Here is a 15,417-nt window from a genome sequence, read left to right on the forward strand (position 1 = left end):
CCTCCCCGCGTGGCCGGCTTCCGGAGCAGCCGTCCGGCTGCTCCGGAAGTTCCTGTTTTAGTCACACCAGCCGAAACGCTTCGTTGAACGTCCGACCCCCGCAGTAGCCTGGGCAACCGCCGTTTCACGGCCTGGGCGAACATTGCCATGGGGGATGCTTTGCGGGAGCAGCAGCACGGACACGAAGCCGAAAACCCGAGTGAACTGCCGACAGGGGCGACGCCCTCCTTCCCCGCACAGCTGAGACGGCTGCGCCAGCAGCGCGGGCTTTCGCTGGCCGACCTGGCGCGGCAGACGCACTACAGCAAGGGCTATCTGAGCAAGATCGAGACCGGTTCCAAGCGCGCGACCGTCGATGTCGCACGCCGCTGCGACCAGATACTGCGGGCAGAGGGCGAGTTGCTCCGGCTGCTGCAGGACACACCCTCGGGTGACTGCGGCACCGGGGCCGATGCCGCAGCGCCTGTCCCGCAGTCGGACGGCGAGTGTCCGTACCGCGGTCTGCCCGCGTTCACCCCGCAGGACGCGGGATGGTTCTTCGGCCGGGAGCGTGCGACGGCCGCGCTGGTCGAGCGGGTCTTCGAACGGATCGGGAGCGGACCGCTGATGCTGGTCGCCCCGTCGGGCGCCGGCAAGTCTTCCCTGCTCAACGCCGGGCTCGTACCGGCTCTCCGGCGCAGCGGCGGCTTCCCGATGCCGGGCGCCGACGGATGGCCGGTGGTGACGTTCACGCCGACGGCCCGTCCGCTGGACGAGCTCCTGGACTGTACCGCGAAGGTCCTGGGCAGCGATCTCGGCATCACCGCACGGGAGTTACAGGACCGGCCGGAGCGCCTGCTCGAGGCCGTCGCGGGATTGTCGGACAACTCCCAGGCGGGCCCCGGGGACCGGCAGCCGCCGCCCGTCCGTCCCGTGCTGATCGTCGATCAGTTCGAGGAGCTGTTCACCCTCTGCTCCGACGAGGACGAGCGACGCGCCTTCGTCGATGTGCTCTCCGCCGTGGCCACCTCCCGTCCCGCGGTGACCGGGCACGACCCCGCCGTCGTGGTGCTCGGCCCGCGGGCCGACTTCACCGGCAGCTGTCTGGAACTTCCCGAGCTGGCCCCGGTCTTCACCGACGGGCTGTTCGTGCTGCCCCCGATGTCCGTGGCGGAGCTGCGGGAGTCGGTCACCCGTCCGGCGGAGCTCGCCGGGGTCACGCTGGAACCGGGCCTGGTCCAACTGGTCCTGCGGGACGCCGGGTTGCGCGACGATCCGGGAACGGCGGCCGCCGGGACCGTGCCCGACCTCACGCCGTCCGGTGCGCTGCCCCTGGTGTCCCACGCGCTGATGGCCACCTGGCAGCGGCGCGAAGGCGCCACGCTGACCGTCGCCGGGTACGAGCACACCGGCGGGATCCAGGGTGCGATCGCGCGTACGGCAGAGAACGTGTTCGCCCGCCTGTACCCGGCCGAGCAGCGGACGATCCGCCGCATCCTGGTGCGGCTGGTCCATGTCGCCGACGGCACCGGCGCGACTCGGCGCCGGATGAGCCGGACCGACCTGCTGGAGCAGCTTGCCGACGCGGACGGCGCCGCGGCCGCGCTCGACGCCTTCGTACGGGCCCGGCTGATCACCATGGACAGCGACACGGTCGAGATCACCCACGAGGCCCTGCTGCACGCCTGGCCACGCCTGCACGGCTGGATCCACGCCGACCGGGCCGGGCTGCTGATCCACCAGCAACTGGCCCATGCCGCCGCCGAATGGGAGCGCGAGGGCCGTGATCCGTCCGTCCTGTACCGCGGGACCCGGCTGGACACCGTCCGCTCATGGGCCGACGACTTGGACGGCAGGAGCCGGATCGGCCCTCAGGAAGAGGCGTTCCTGCGGGCGAGCCAGGCCGAGGAGGACGGCCGGGAGAAGCAGGACCGGCGCCAGGTCCGGCTGCAGCAGCGGATGCTGGCCACGCTCGTCGTTCTGCTGGTCCTCGCCCTGGCCGCCGGGGGCCTGGCGTACCAGCAGCGAGCGGGCGCGCTCGACCAGGAGCGCGTGGCCCGCTCGCAGGCGCTGGCCGTGCAGTCCACATCGCTGGCCGCCGGTCAGCCGGAGGCGTCGATGCTGCTCGCCGAGGAGGCCTACCGGGCCGAGGCGACGACAGCGGCGCGCGGAGCGCTGCTGAGCACTCAGTCCCAGCCATTCTCGGCCCGGCTCGGCGGACACTCAGGGCCGGTCAACGCGGTGGCCTTCGCGCCGGGGAACCGCTTGCTGGCCACGGCCAGTTCGGACGGCACGGTGACCCTGCGTCGGCTCGCCGACCGCCGGACGGCCACGACGCTCACCGTCCCTGGGCGGGTGCGCTCGGTCGCCTTCAGTCCCGACGGCCGGACGCTCGCGGCGACCTCGACGGACGGGCCCGTACGGCTCTGGGACACCGCCGGCCACCGTCCGAAGGCGGTTCTCCCCGCGAGCACGAAGGCCGCCCGTGCGGTGGCCTTCGATCCGCGAGGTCGGACACTCGCCACCGCGGCCGCCGACGGGACGATCCAGCTGTGGGACACCGCCCGGGGCCACCGCGCCGTCGCGTCCCTCACCGGTCACGCCGGCCAGATCAACGCTCTGGCGTACGCCCCGGACGGCCGGATCCTGGTCTCGGCCGGCTCCGACCGGACCGTACGGCTGTGGGACGCGGTACGCGCCCGTCCGCTCACCGTGCTCCAGGGGCACACCGACGAGGTGCTGGGGGCGGCCTTCGCCCCGGACGGACGGACACTCGCCACCGGTGGCGTCGACCGGACCGTACGGCTGTGGGACGTGGCCGGACGCCGCACGACCGCGAAGCTGACCGGCCACAGCGACGACATCAACGCGGTGGCCTACACGCCCGACGGCACGACGGTCGTCAGCGCGGGCGGCGACGGCACGACCCGGCTGTGGGACGTGCGCAGCGGCCGGCCGACCGCGACGCTCTCCGGACACACCGACTATGTGCTCGGGGTGGCAGTGGACTCCTCCGGGACGGTGCTGGCCACCGCCGGGTTCGACCAGTCCGTGGTGCTCTGGGACCTGCGCGGTTCGGTGCTGACGTCGCGTCCGTTCACCGAGATCTGGCAGGCCGCGTACAGCCCGGACGGGAAGCTGCTCGCCACCGCGGACGCCGATCACACGGTGCGGCTGTGGGACGTGGCGGGGCGCCGGGTCCTGGCGACCTTCACGGGTCACCGCGGGACCGTGTTCTCGGTGTCCTTCGCGCCCGACGGGCGGACGCTGGCGTCGGCGGGCTCCGACGGCTCGATCCGCCTGTGGGACGTCGCCGGACGCCGTCCGATCGCCACACTCGACGGCCGCAGCGGGGACGTGTTCTCGGTGGTCTTCGCCCCGGACGGGCGGACGCTGGCGTCGGCGGGCTCCGACCGTACGGTCCGGCTGTGGGACGTGGCCGGACGGCGCCCGCTGGCCACGCTCACCGGCCACACGGACTTCGCCAACGATGTCACCTTCAGCCCCGACGGGCGCACCCTGGCGAGCGCCGGTGACGATCTGACCGTACGGCTGTGGGACGTGTCCCGGCGCCGCCCCGTCGCCACACTGACCGGCCACACCGGCGCGGTACGCGGTGTGGAGTTCAGCCCGGACGGGCGGATGCTCGCCAGCAGCGGAAACGACGGGACCGTACGGCTCTGGGACGCCCGGCGGCACCGCTTCGTGGCGGCGCTGACGGGCCACACCGGCTCCGCGCGGGGCATCGCCTTCTCCCCCGACGGCCGCACGCTGGCAAGCAGCGGCAACGACCGAACGGTCCGGCTGTGGGACGTGGCCGGCCGCCGGCTGTCGGCGGCACTGACAGGCCATACGAACGCGGTGTGGGGCGTCGACTTCTCCCCCGACGGCCGGACGGTGGCCAGCAGCAGCAACGACGGCACGGTACGGCTGTGGAACCTGGACGTCGGGGCCCGGCTCGCCGAGATCTGCCGACTGCGGGAAGGAATCGGCCCCAAGGAGCGGGAGACGCTCATGCCCGGCCGCCCCGTCTCCCCCGGCCCGGCCTGCGCGCGTGCGTGACGCGGACGGCCACGTGCGGGTGGCGAAGTGCCCTGCTCGGGAGGGGTTTCCCAAGGGTTTCCCGTTGCCCGTCCGGATGGGGTGACGCCGGACCCTCGCCGAACCGGGCCGCGGCCAGCAGGCTGCTTCATGCGTACCGGACGACCAACGGCACAGCGACCGACAGCAATTCGACCGACAGCAATGCGACCGACAACGGCAACAGGAAACGGGGGTCCTGGCATGCTCCGCCGGACCGGACTCATCGGCACACTCATCGGGTTACTCGCCGTCCTCCTCTGGACGCCGAGCACGGCAGCCGCCACAACCACGCCCGCGGCCACCGCAGTTCGCACGTCCGCCGCCGACGGCGAGTGCGCCGTGCTCGCACCGGGAGCCTCCGCGGCGGCCGAGCGAGCGATCGCCGCCGCCTGCGCGCAGGTGGCCGCGGACGTCTGGTACACGTGGGGCGGCGGTCACGGACCCCAGCCCGGCGCCACCTACGGGCAGGTGGACCCCACCGACCCGGCCAGCGAGCACGATCCCGAGCGGCTCGGCTTCGACTGCTCGGGTCTGGTCCGGTACGCCTTCGCCAAGGCCACCGGGTCGGACATGCTCAACGGGGTCGCCAGCGCCCAGTACTACACACACCGCGCCGCCGAACGCTTCACCGCGGACCAGGGCCTCGCCCCGCTGCTCCCCGGCGACCTGCTGGCCTGGGGCACCTCCCAGAAGCTGCACCACATCGCCATCTACCTCGGCGCGGGCAAGATGGTGGAGGCCAAGCAGTCGGGCACCAAACTCATGGTCAGCGACGTCCGGCTGAACGGCGGTTACTACGGAGCGGTCCGGGTCGACACCGGACCGGTGACCGGCCATGTCTTCCAGACCTGGGGCACCGGCGTGTGGACCAAGGCCGAGCCGTCCACCAAGGCCGCGCGCGTCTACGCATTCCCGCACTCGACGACCGTCCGGGTCAAGTGCCAGAAGCACGCGGAGCCGGTCACGGCCGAGGGCTACACGAACGACGCCTGGTCCTACCTGCCGGACTACAAGGCGTGGGTCACCAATATCTACATCAAGGGACCCGCGTGGCTGGAAGGTGTACCCACCTGCACCTGAGGGCCGCGCGCCGCGCCGCACCGGTGGTCCCCCACGGGGGAGGGACCGCCGGTGCGTCCGGCGTTCTCCTGGCCCGCCGCCGTTCCGGTCCAGGCCGCTGATGGCAAGCTGGTCGTCATCGGGGGCGGACCCGCCGCGCCGAGGGGAGAAACGGCAGATGACGTACGTCGCCGACGAAGGCCGGTACTCGGGCATGCGCTACCGGCGCTGCGGACACAGCGGCGTCAGGCTGCCCGAGATCTCGCTCGGGCTGTGGCACAACTTCGGCGACACCTCTTTGCTGGAGACCCAACGAGCCGTGCTGCGCCGGGCGTTCGACCTGGGAATCACGCATATCGACCTGGCCGACAACTACGGCACGCCCTTCGGATCCGCCGAGACGAATTTCGGCGCACACTTCCGGGCCGACTTCCGGCCCTACCGCGACGAGCTGTTCATCGCCACGAAGGCCGGCAACGAGATGTGGCAGGGCCCGTACGGCGAGTGGGGTTCGCGCAAGCATGTGCTGGCCGGCCTCGACCAGTCGCTGTGCAGGCTCGGCGTCGAGTACGTCGATGTCTTCTACTCGCACCGGCCCGATCCGGACACCCCGCTCGAAGAGACCATGGGCGCGCTGGACACCGCCGTGCGCCAGGGAAAGGCGCTGTACGCCGGTCTTTCCAACTACAGCCCCGAGGACACCGGACGGGCCGCCGCGATTCTCGCCGGACTCGGCACTCCGCTGCTGGTCAACCAGCATCCGTACTCGCTGCTCGAGCGCCGGATCGAGGACGGTCTGCTGGACGCGTCCGAGGCCGCGGGCGCGGGCCTGGTCGCCTTCTCGCCGCTCGCGCAGGGCCAGCTGACGGACCGCTATCTGACCGGCGTCCCGGCCGATTCGAGAATGGCGGCAGGACGCTACCTCACCCGCGACGTCCTCACCGACGACCGTCGGCAGCTGCTGCGCTCGCTGGACGCGCTGGCCCGTGACCGCGGGCAGACGCTGGCCCAGCTGGCGCTCGCCTGGCTGCTGAAGGACGACCGCGTCACCTCGGTGCTCGTCGGCGCCAGCAGTGTCCGCCAGCTGGAACAGAACCTGGGAGCGCTCGGCACGCCTGCCTTCTCGGACGCCGAACTGGCGGAGATCGACCATTTGCTGAGCAAGAGCGGGTGACTGGCATGCAGAGCTCTTGGCCTGGCGCTCGCACTGCCCGAGACTGAGCCGATGACGCAGCGCGTGGATCTCGCGACGATGATGGACCGGCTGGCCATCGACGAATTGGTCACCAATTACGCGGTGGCCGTGGACGACGCCGATTGGAGCGCATACCGGTCCCTGTTCACCCGGGACGGGCGGGCCGACTACCGCAGTTCGGGCGGGATCGAGGGGCCGGCGGCCGAGGTCGCCGACTGGATGGCCGAGACGATGCGGATCTTTCCCGTACGCCAGCACCTCATCGTCAACCGGCGGCTGAGCATTCAGGACCTCGGCGGGTATCCGGGCGACCGCGCGGAGGTGCGGGCCGACTATGTGAATCCGATGCGGCTGGAATCGGGCGACGACTTCGTTTCCGGCGGCCGGTACAGCTTCGGTGCGCTGCGTACGGAAGCGGGCTGGCGGCTGGGCAGCGTGGTGATCCAGGAGAAGTGGCGTCGCGGCTCGGGCTCGCTCAGCGACGGCTGACCCCGAGCGACGCTGAGCCCGCGCTCCCGCCGGTGCGGCCCTGCGGCAGGGGCGCCGGGACCGCGGGCTCCCGTCTGTGCGGGCGCCGGGACCGCGTGCTCTGTCGGTGTGGCGTCCGCTCCCGCACACTGGAAGAAACGCTGCTCGCGATCACTGCGAGGCGGACGAGGAGGCGCGGTATGCGGATTCCGGTCGGCCGGCCCGGCTGGGCCCGCGTGCGACAGCTCGCGGCGACTCCCCGCGGGCGGGCCGTCGCCGCCGTGGCGGCCGGTGCGCTGCCCGCGCTGGCGTTCCCGGAGCCTTCGCTGTGGTGGTTCGCGTATGTCGCGCTGGTGCCGTGGATGCTGCTGGTGCGCTCCGCGCCGACGGGCCGTCGTGCCGCGTTCGAGGGCTGGCTCGGCGGCATCGGTTTCACGATCGCCGTGCATCACTGGCTGGTGCCCAGCCTCCATGTCTTCATCGTGGTCCTGGCCGCGCTCCTGGGGCTGATGTGGGCGCCGTGGGGCTGGCTGGTCCGGTCGCTGCTGGGCGGGACACCGGCTCTGGGGCGCGCCGCGGCGGCGCTCGCGGTAGTGCCGTCGGGCTGGCTGATGATCGAACTCGCCCGGTCCTGGGAGGGTTTGGGCGGGCCCTGGGGTCTGCTGGGTGCGAGCCAGTGGGAGGTGACTCCCGCGCTGCGGCTGGCCTCAGTGGGCGGCGTGTGGCTGGTGAGCCTGCTGGTGCTGGCGGTGAACACCGCGGTCACCATCCTGGTCGCGGTGCCGAAGGCCCGTACCGCGGCGGTGGGCGGCGGCGTCATATGCGCACTGGTCACTACCGCGGCCTGGATATGGGCGCCGCGGCCCGACCCGTCCGGCCGGGCGAGGATCGCGGTGGTCCAGCCGGGCGTGGTCAACGGCATGGAGAGCATCGACCGGCGCTTCGCCCGCAGCGAGCAGCTCACCCGCGAACTGGCCGGGCAGGATCTCGATCTTGTCGTCTGGGGCGAGAGCAGCGTCGGGGCCGATCTCCGCGAACGCCCGGATCTCGCGGCGCGGCTCGCGGTGCTCTCCCGCTCGGTCGGGGCCGAGCTGCTGGTGAACGTGGACGCGCGGCGCGAGGCGTCGTCGGGCCGGAGCGCCGGGATCTTCAAGAGCTCTGTCCTGGTGGGCCCGCAGGGTCCGACCGGAGACCGCTACGACAAGATGCGGCTGGTCCCGTTCGGCGAGTACATCCCGGCCCGTTCGCTGCTCGGCTGGGCGACGTCCGTGGGCAAGGCGGCGGGCGAGGACCGGCTGCGCGGAACGCGGCCCGCGGTGATGGTGCTGCCGGGCGACAGCGACGGCGGGCTGCGGATCGGCCCGCTGGTCTGCTTCGAGTCGGCGTTCCCGGACATGAGCCGGCGGCTGACCCGGGACGGCGCGCAGCTGCTGATAGCGCAGTCGGCGACGTCCTCATTCCAGGACAGCTGGGCGCCGGAGCAGCATGCGTCACTGGCGGCGCTGCGGGCGGCGGAGAGCGGCCGGCCGATGGTGCATGCCACGCTCACCGGCGTCAGCGCGGTCTACGGTGCCGGCGGCGACCGGGTCGGCAGGCCGCTCGGCACGGACCAGAGCGCGGCGGCCGTCTACGACATCCCGCTGGCCCGCGGCACGACCTTGTACGTGCGGTACGGCGACTGGGCGGTGTACGGCGCGCTCGCCGTGCTGGCCGCGCTCTGCGCCGCGGAGGGGACGCGCTCGCTCAGGCGGCCTGCTCGAGGGCCCGCAGCACCACCTGTTCGCACAGCTCATGACTCCGCAGCGCGTCCCGCGCGCTGAGGAACTTGCCCGCGCGCACGGCGTCGAGGAACGAGAGCACGGACTGCTCGATGCCGCGCTGGCGCGCCACCGGCACCCAGTCGCCGCGCCGCCGCACGCTCGGCTGCCCCTTGTGGTCCACGATCTCCGCGAGATTGCGTACCTCGCGCTTGGTGTCCTGGCCCGACACCTCGAGGATCTCCTCGGTGGAGCCGCTCATCCGGTTCATGGTGCCGATCGCGGTGAATCCGTCGCCGGACAGCTGAAGCACGACATGGTGCATCAGTCCGCCGACCATCCGCGCCCGCACGTCGGTGTGCTCGACGGTGCCCGGGACGAGGAAGCGCAGCGTGTCGACGACATGGATGAAGTCGTCGAGTACGAGCGTGCGGGGGTCTTCGGCGAGGCCGACGCGGTTCTTCTGCATCATGATCAGCTCGCGCGGGTGCTCCAGGCACTGCGCGTAGCCGGGCGCGAGACGGCGGTTGAAGCCGACGGCGAGGCTGGTACCGCTGGACTCGGCGAGCTCCACGAGCCGCTGCGAGTCCGCCAGTTCGTATGCCAGCGGCTTGTCGACGAAGGTCGCCACACCCGCTTCGACGAGCCGGGTGACGATCTCGGCGTGCACCGAGGTCGGCGCGTGCACGAAGGCGGCGTCGAGGTCCTGGGCGAGCAGTGCGCCGAGGTCGGTGTGGCAGTGCTCGGCGGGGATGCGGTGGGTCTCGGCGACCCGGGCGAGGGTGGCGGGCGTGCGGGTCTGCAGATGCAGTTCGATCCCGGGCAGGGCGGTGAGCACGGGCAGATAGGCCTTCTGCGCGATATCGCCGAGACCGATGCAGCCGACCTTCACGAGGGGCCTCCCTGTTGTGTCACTCACCCGTTCCGTGCCCGGTCAGCATACGGGCGTTGATTTTGCGGCGGCTGCCAGTCGGCGATGCCGTCGAAGGTCCGGAGGACGACACCGGGCCCGAGGCGGGAGACGGCGGACATCATGGTGTTGCGTACGGCGACGGCGGGCCCGCTGGTCAGCGACATCAGCCGGGCGACCTGGGCGGCCTTGCGGACGATGGCGGTGGTGCGCGGCAGCCGTTGCGCGCTGTACGTGGCGAGGCCCGCGCCCAGGTCGACGCCGGGTGCCACGTGGTGGGCGAGGACGACGGCGTCCTCGACGGCCTGGTTGCCGCCCTGGCCGAGGGTGGGGGCCATGGCGTGCGCGGAGTCGCCGACGAGCACGGTCCGGCCGCGGTGGAAGGCGGGCAGCGGGTCGATGAGGTGGTGCACGTCGTTGCGCAGCACCTGGCCCGGTTCGGCGGCCGCGATGACGCCGGGGATCGGGTCGTGCCACTGGCCGAAGCGGCGCAGCAGTTCGGCCTTCTCGTCGTCGGCCGCGAGCGCTCCGGCGGGCACGACGGCCGCCGCGTACGCATAGATCCGGCCGTCCTTGAGCGGCTGCGTGCCCCACAGCGCGCCGGCACCCCATGTCTCGTGCGGCTCGAACGGCTCCTCGGGTGCGGGGACGACGACGCGCCAGGTGGTGAAGCCGGAGTAGGCCGGGCCCGGATGCCCGGGGAAGAGAGCGCGGCGTACCGCGGAGTGGATGCCGTCGGCGCCGATGACGAGTTCGGCCTCGAACTCCGCGTCGGCAGTCGTGACTCGGGCCGGCCGGCCGCCCGGCTCGCCGGGATCGGCGAGCTCGGCGGGGCTCGCGGTGTGCACGGCGCCGGCCGGCAGCCGGGACGCGATGCGGTCGATCAGGGTGGCGCGGTGGACGAGCACGAGGGGGCCGCCGAAGCGTTCGACCGCGGCGGCACTGTTCGTCCGGGCCAGCCAGCGGCCGCGCGGGGTGCGCATGCCTCCGTCGCCCTGCCAGGCGGCGAGGTCGCGGATCTCGTCGCCGAGGCCGATGACATCGAGTGCGCGCTGGGAGTTGGGGGCGAGTCCGATGCCCGCGCCGACCGGTTCCAGGGACGGGGCGCGCTCGAGGACGGTGACCTGCCAGCCGCTCTGGTGCAGGGCCACGGCGGCTGTGAGTCCGCCGATTCCGCTGCCGATGACGACGGCTCGGGGCTGGGGCATGACTTCTCCTCGGCATCGGATCCTCAGAAACTACACCTGTAGTGACACATCGAGCCTACTACAGCTGTAGTGACGGCGGTAGGTTGTGACCATGGCCGAACGCACCACCACCACTTCGCGTGCCGATCTGATCGCCGACGCCGCGCTGCGGCTGCTCGCCGAGCGCGGCATGCGCGGGCTCACCCATCGCGCGGTGGACGAGACCGCCGGGCTTCCGCAGGGGTCGACGTCCAACCACGCCCGCACCCGGCAGGCGCTCCTCGAAACGGCGGTACGGCGGCTGGCCGAGCGCGAGGCCGCCGTGCTGACTCCGGAGGAGATGCCGGTGCCCCGCGGCACCCCCCTGGACGGCCTGGTAGACGCGCTCGCGCTCGCGCTGCACCGCTATCTGACCCGCCACCGGGACCTGCTCGTCGCGCGCTACGAACTGGCGCTGGAAGCTACCCGCAGGCCGGAGCTGCGCGAGTTCTACGACGCCGCGGGCAGCAGGTTCCGCAACCCGCTCAACGCGCTCATGGCCGCGGCGGGCTCCCCCGAGCCGGAGCGCCACGCGCTGTCGCTGGTCGCCTGGTGCGAGGGGCTGATGTTCTCCTGCGCGGCAGGTTCGTACCACGCGGCGATGCCCGAACCCGCGGAACTGCGCACCGGATTCACCGAGCTGCTGCGCGGCATGCTCGGCGAAAAGCCCCTGGCGGCGGGGCATCCGGTCGTCCAGGATGACGGTCATGACCACGACTGAACGATCCGAACCCTCCACCACGGCCGGCGAGCGCGAGATGCTCGATGGCTGGCTGGACTACCACCGCGAAACGCTGGAGGCGAAGTGCGCCGGACTCAGCGACGAGCAGCTGCGGAAGCGGTCCGTGGAGCCGTCCGAGCTCTCGCTGCTCGGGCTCGTACGGCACCTGGCGGAGTGTGAGCGCGGCTGGTTCCGCAATGTTCTGGCCGGTGAGGACCTCCCCACGATCTACAGCGAAGAGGACAGGGACGGCGACTTCCACGCCACCGAGCAGGACACCTATGCGGAGGCGTACGCCACCTGGCAGGCGGAGATCGCGCGGGCCAGGAAGCTGGCGGCGACCTGCTCGCTCGACGACATCGGCACGGGCGAGCACCGCAGCGGCGACACGTTCAATCTGCGGTGGATCCTCACGCACATGATCGAGGAGTACGCGCGCCACAATGGCCACGCCGATCTCCTCCGCGAGCGGATCGACGGCGCGACGGGCGACTGACGGCGTCACCCGTACGAGCGCACCATGGCCCGCACGGTTGGTGAGCGTGCCCCGCGCACAGCAGAGTTGCGCGGGTGCACCGAACCTCAACCACCGCAACGGTCCTCGTAGGAGTGGCCGCCTGGGCCGTGTCCGGATGTGTGGCCGTTCAGCCGGGGCCCGTCCCCGGCCCTCCGTCTCAAGGCGGCCGACCGGCCCAGGTCGCGGAGCCGCAGATCGTCCCGGACCCGGCCCGAGAGGTCCTTGAGCCGCCGCCCGTGGCCCCCTCCACGTCAGCCCCCGCTCCCCCGCCCGAGACAGGAAAGCCCCCGGCCACACGTCCGCACAAGCCGCGGACCGCGGCCGACATGCCGCCCTCGCGGCAGCCGTCCCCACCGCCGGTGCTGCTTCCGGAGTTCCGGGCGAAGGTCTGCGAACTGGCCGAGGGGTACGGCGGCTGGGAGCCCGACAGCCCTCAGGCCCACACCTGCCGGAAGGCCTCCGGCAGTTGAGCCCGTCCGCGAACGCCTCATGCGCCGAGAGTGCGCTCCAGCCGGTCGATGGCCGCCCGCACTCCGTTGCCGTAGCCGTCGTCGCCCAGCGCGTCCGTCGCCTCGCGCGCACGGTCCAGGTGGGTGCGCGCGGCCCCCGGGCGCTGGAGCTTCACATAGTCGGCGGCGAGATTGAGATGCAGCGAAGGATAGAAGGCCCGCACGGCGAGGCCCGCCTCGTGCCGGGACAGCCGCTCCTCGCCGAGTCCTTCGGCCGCCGCCAGCGCCCGCAGGTCCCAGGCCAGCTCGTCGCCGGGATCGTCCTGGGTGTCCGCCATGTAGTGCGCGAGCGTGCAGCGGTGCAGCGGGTCGCCGGCCTCGCCGATCTCCGACCAGAGCGCGCCGAAGCGATTGCGCGCCTCTTCGCGGTCTCCGCCGTGCAGCAGCATGATCGCTTGCCCGATCCGGGTCATGACGGCGTCGTCCGACGCCTCCTGCTGCTCCGTCACTGCGGCCTCCCACGTCGGTGCGACTGATGGCGGCGATCGACTGATCACGGGGATCCGCGGATCACGACGCCAGGGTCTGATCGGCCGGACAGACCCTAGCCGCCGCCACCGGCAAAGCCGCACAGGCTCGGGCGGAGGCCCGAGCCTGTCAGCCGGGTGCCCCGCCGGACACCCCCGAACGCCGTGTCCTAACCGAGATCGGGGATGCGCCAGTCGATCGCCTCATGGCCCTGGGCGGCGATCGCCTCGTTGATCTGCGTGAACGGGCGCGAGCCGAAGAACTTCTTCGCCGACAGCGGCGAGGGGTGGGCGCCCTTCACCACCACATGCCGCGTCTCGTCGATCAGCGGGAGCTTCTTCTGCGCATAGGCGCCCCACAGAACGAAGACGGCCGGGTCGGGCCGGGAGTCCACGGCGCGGATGACCGCGTCCGTGACCTTCTCCCACCCCTTGCCCTTGTGGGAGTTGGCCTCGCCGGCCCGGACGGTGAGCACCGCGTTCAGCAGCAGCACGCCCTGCTCGGCCCACGGCATCAGATAGCCGTTGTCCGGGATCGGGTGGCCGAGCTCCGACTGCATCTCCTTGTAGATGTTCCGCAAGGAGGGCGGGGTCCTGACGCCGGGCCGGACGGAGAAGCAGAGGCCGTGCCCCTGCCCCTCCCCGTGGTACGGATCCTGGCCGAGGATCAGTACCTTCACCCGCTCGTACGGTGTCGCGTCGAGGGCGGCGAAGACCTCCTCGCGCGGCGGGTAGACCGGCCCCTTGGCCCGCTCCTCCTCGACGAACTCGGTGAGCTCCTTGAAGTACGGCTTCTGCAGCTCATCGCCGAGGACGCCGCGCCAGGACTCGGGCAGCATGTCGGTGTCGGTCACGTCAACAACCTCCGGAATGCGATCAGTTCTCGACCACAGAACCTACCGGGGGCCACTGACAACGCGGTCCGAACTGGCTCTACCAGCTGGCCTTGCGGTACAGCTCCCACATCTGCATGACCGTCTGCGGGTCGAGCGCGAGCTCACCGCCGCCGACCTCCTCGCTGGCGGCGACGTACAGCTTGCCCTGCCACAGCGGCAGCAGCCGCACATCGTCGACCAGGATCTCCTGCGCCCGCTCGAACTGCTTGGTGACCGCTCCGCGGTCGCTCTCGCGGCGGGAGGCGGGCAGCAGGTTGTCGGTGATCTCGGGGCTCTCGTACGGCGTGTTGAGCACGTTCTTCGAGCCGACGAACGGCGCGACGAAGTTGTCCGGGTCCGGGAAGTCGGGGAACCAGCCGCGGCCGAACACCGGGTACTCGCCCTGCTTCCAGCCGACCTGGAAGTCCTTCTCGGGCTTGCCCTGGAGCGTGATCTTGAACAGGCCCGAGGCCTCGAGCTGCCGCTTCAGCTCGGCGAACTCCAGCGCGGTGGCCGATCCGTACCGGTCCGTGGTGTACCAGAAGGTCAGCGGAACCGGCTTGTCGATGCCCGCGTCCTTGAGGATCGCCCTGGCCTTGCTGACGCTCGGCTCGCCGTAGCGGTCGAAGAACTCGGTCGTGTGGCCGGCGATGCCCTTCGGGACCATCGAGTACAGCGGCTCGGCCGTGCCCTTGTAGACCTTGTCGACCAGCACGCCGCGGTCGACGATCTGGGCGATGGCGCGCCGCACCGGGAGCTTGCTCGCCATCGGGTCCTTGGAGTTGAAGACCAGGTAGCGGATGTCGGCGCCGACGGTCTCGACCAGCTGGAGGTGTTCGTTCTCCGGCTTCTTCGACTCGAGCTCGACGACCTCCGGCGCGGTCAGACCGCGGTAGATCGCGTCGATGTCCTTCTTCTTGAGCGCGCCCATCATCACTTCCGAGTCCTGGAAGTACCGGATGGTGACGGCTTCGTTCTTGCGCTTGGCGAACCCCTCGTACTTGGGGTTCTTGGTCAGCTGGGCCTGCTTGCCCTTGTCGTACGAGTCCAGGACATACGGCCCAGAACCGGTCAGACCGCCGTCCTCACGGAGCTTGTCCGCCGGGTAGTCGTCCGGCGGGACGAGGGACATGGCAGGGGTGGCCAGTATGAACGGGAACGTGGCGTCCGCGTCCTTGAGGCGGAACTTCACCACCAGGTCGCCGGAGGTCTCGACCTTCTCCAGCGAGCCGAGCAGACCGTTCGGTCCACCCTTCACGTCGATCTTCTGGACCCGCTCGATGGAGTGCTTGACCGCCGCCGCGTCGAGCTTGTCCCCGTTGGAGAACGTCAGCCCCGGACGCAGCTCGCACTCGAAGAGCGTGTTGTTGGTGTCGGTGAACCGGCAGCTCTTCGCGGCGTCGGGCTGCGGCGTCGTACTGCCGGTCGGGAAGCTGACCAATGTCTGGAAGACATTTCGGAACAACTCCCACGAACCGTCCCAGGCAGCGGCAGGATCGAGCGTGGTGGGCTCACTCATCGTGCCGACTGAAATCTTCTGCTCGCGGTCCGCATCCTCATCGGCGAACAGACCACATCCGGCCAGCAGAGATATGGACGCTAGGGCTGCAGCGGCCTGCAGACAGGTCCGGTAGAACACGTGCACGCTCCT

The 15,417-nt window shown here is 71.4% G+C and carries 13 protein-coding genes; 8 read left to right on the plus strand and 5 right to left on the minus strand.

Annotated features, from left to right (window positions below):
- Positions 1-147: 147 nt before the first annotated feature.
- The 5 genes from ACH4YL_RS03220 (at position 148) to lnt (ending at position 8,604) form a co-directional block, all read left to right on the plus strand.
- Positions 148-4,041, plus strand: coding sequence for a helix-turn-helix domain-containing protein (locus tag ACH4YL_RS03220; RefSeq protein ID WP_398504250.1), 3,894 nt, complete (start codon positions 148-150; stop codon positions 4,039-4,041).
- Between the two features lie 222 nt (positions 4,042-4,263).
- Entirely contained in the window at positions 4,264-5,142 is an 879-nt protein-coding gene (locus tag ACH4YL_RS03225; RefSeq protein ID WP_398504252.1) for an NlpC/P60 family protein, read from the plus strand.
- Between the two features lie 157 nt (positions 5,143-5,299).
- Complete coding sequence (locus ACH4YL_RS03230; protein WP_398504254.1) at positions 5,300-6,295, plus strand: aldo/keto reductase; 996 nt, start codon at positions 5,300-5,302, stop codon at positions 6,293-6,295.
- 51 nt (positions 6,296-6,346) lie between these two features.
- A complete protein-coding gene (locus ACH4YL_RS03235; RefSeq protein ID WP_398504256.1) occupies positions 6,347-6,805 on the plus strand; it encodes a nuclear transport factor 2 family protein in 459 nt (152 codons plus the stop codon).
- A gap of 179 nt (positions 6,806-6,984) precedes the next feature.
- A complete protein-coding gene (gene lnt / locus ACH4YL_RS03240; RefSeq protein ID WP_398504258.1) occupies positions 6,985-8,604 on the plus strand; it encodes an apolipoprotein N-acyltransferase in 1,620 nt (539 codons plus the stop codon).
- Here lnt and ACH4YL_RS03245 read toward each other — a convergent pair.
- Together ACH4YL_RS03245 and ACH4YL_RS03250 are read right to left on the minus strand one after the other, a co-directional pair.
- Positions 8,528-9,433, minus strand: coding sequence for a Gfo/Idh/MocA family protein (locus tag ACH4YL_RS03245; RefSeq protein ID WP_398504260.1), 906 nt, complete (start codon positions 9,431-9,433; stop codon positions 8,528-8,530). The two genes, lnt and ACH4YL_RS03245, sit on opposite strands and share 77 nt — an antisense overlap.
- 23 nt (positions 9,434-9,456) lie before the next feature.
- Positions 9,457-10,659 carry an FAD-dependent monooxygenase gene (locus ACH4YL_RS03250; protein ID WP_398504262.1) on the minus strand — a complete coding sequence of 401 codons (1,203 nt, stop codon included), beginning with the start codon at positions 10,657-10,659 and terminating at the stop codon, positions 9,457-9,459.
- A 91-nt stretch (positions 10,660-10,750) separates the two neighbouring features.
- On the opposite strand from ACH4YL_RS03250, the gene ACH4YL_RS03255 reads away from it, so the two are divergent.
- The 3 genes from ACH4YL_RS03255 to ACH4YL_RS03265 all read left to right on the plus strand — a co-directional run bounded on the left by ACH4YL_RS03255 (position 10,751) and on the right by ACH4YL_RS03265 (position 12,385).
- The gene (locus tag ACH4YL_RS03255; RefSeq protein WP_398504263.1) at positions 10,751-11,398 is read left to right on the plus strand and encodes a TetR/AcrR family transcriptional regulator; all 648 of its coding nucleotides are present in this window, start codon (positions 10,751-10,753) and stop codon (positions 11,396-11,398) included.
- The gene (locus tag ACH4YL_RS03260) at positions 11,385-11,894 is read left to right on the plus strand and encodes a DinB family protein (protein WP_398504265.1); all 510 of its coding nucleotides are present in this window, start codon (positions 11,385-11,387) and stop codon (positions 11,892-11,894) included. Before ACH4YL_RS03255 ends, ACH4YL_RS03260 begins: the two co-directional genes overlap by 14 nt.
- A gap of 74 nt (positions 11,895-11,968) precedes the next feature.
- The gene (locus tag ACH4YL_RS03265) at positions 11,969-12,385 is read left to right on the plus strand and encodes a hypothetical protein (RefSeq protein ID WP_398504267.1); all 417 of its coding nucleotides are present in this window, start codon (positions 11,969-11,971) and stop codon (positions 12,383-12,385) included.
- A 17-nt stretch (positions 12,386-12,402) separates the two neighbouring features.
- Here ACH4YL_RS03265 and ACH4YL_RS03270 read toward each other — a convergent pair whose 3' ends face one another.
- The 3 genes from ACH4YL_RS03270 to ACH4YL_RS03280 all read right to left on the minus strand — a co-directional run bounded on the left by ACH4YL_RS03270 (position 12,403) and on the right by ACH4YL_RS03280 (position 15,405).
- Positions 12,403-12,873, minus strand: coding sequence for a hypothetical protein (locus tag ACH4YL_RS03270; RefSeq protein WP_398504269.1), 471 nt, complete (start codon positions 12,871-12,873; stop codon positions 12,403-12,405).
- Between the two features lie 188 nt (positions 12,874-13,061).
- On the minus strand, positions 13,062-13,745 hold the full coding sequence (locus tag ACH4YL_RS03275) for a uracil-DNA glycosylase (protein ID WP_398504271.1): 684 nt from the start codon (positions 13,743-13,745) through the stop codon (positions 13,062-13,064).
- A gap of 79 nt (positions 13,746-13,824) precedes the next feature.
- Positions 13,825-15,405 carry an ABC transporter substrate-binding protein gene (locus ACH4YL_RS03280; RefSeq protein ID WP_398504272.1) on the minus strand — a complete coding sequence of 527 codons (1,581 nt, stop codon included), beginning with the start codon at positions 15,403-15,405 and terminating at the stop codon, positions 13,825-13,827.
- Positions 15,406-15,417: the final 12 nt, after the last annotated feature.

This window comes from Streptomyces sp. NPDC020681 (assembly GCF_044334895.1).
Lineage (GTDB): Bacteria > Actinomycetota > Actinomycetes > Streptomycetales > Streptomycetaceae > Streptomyces.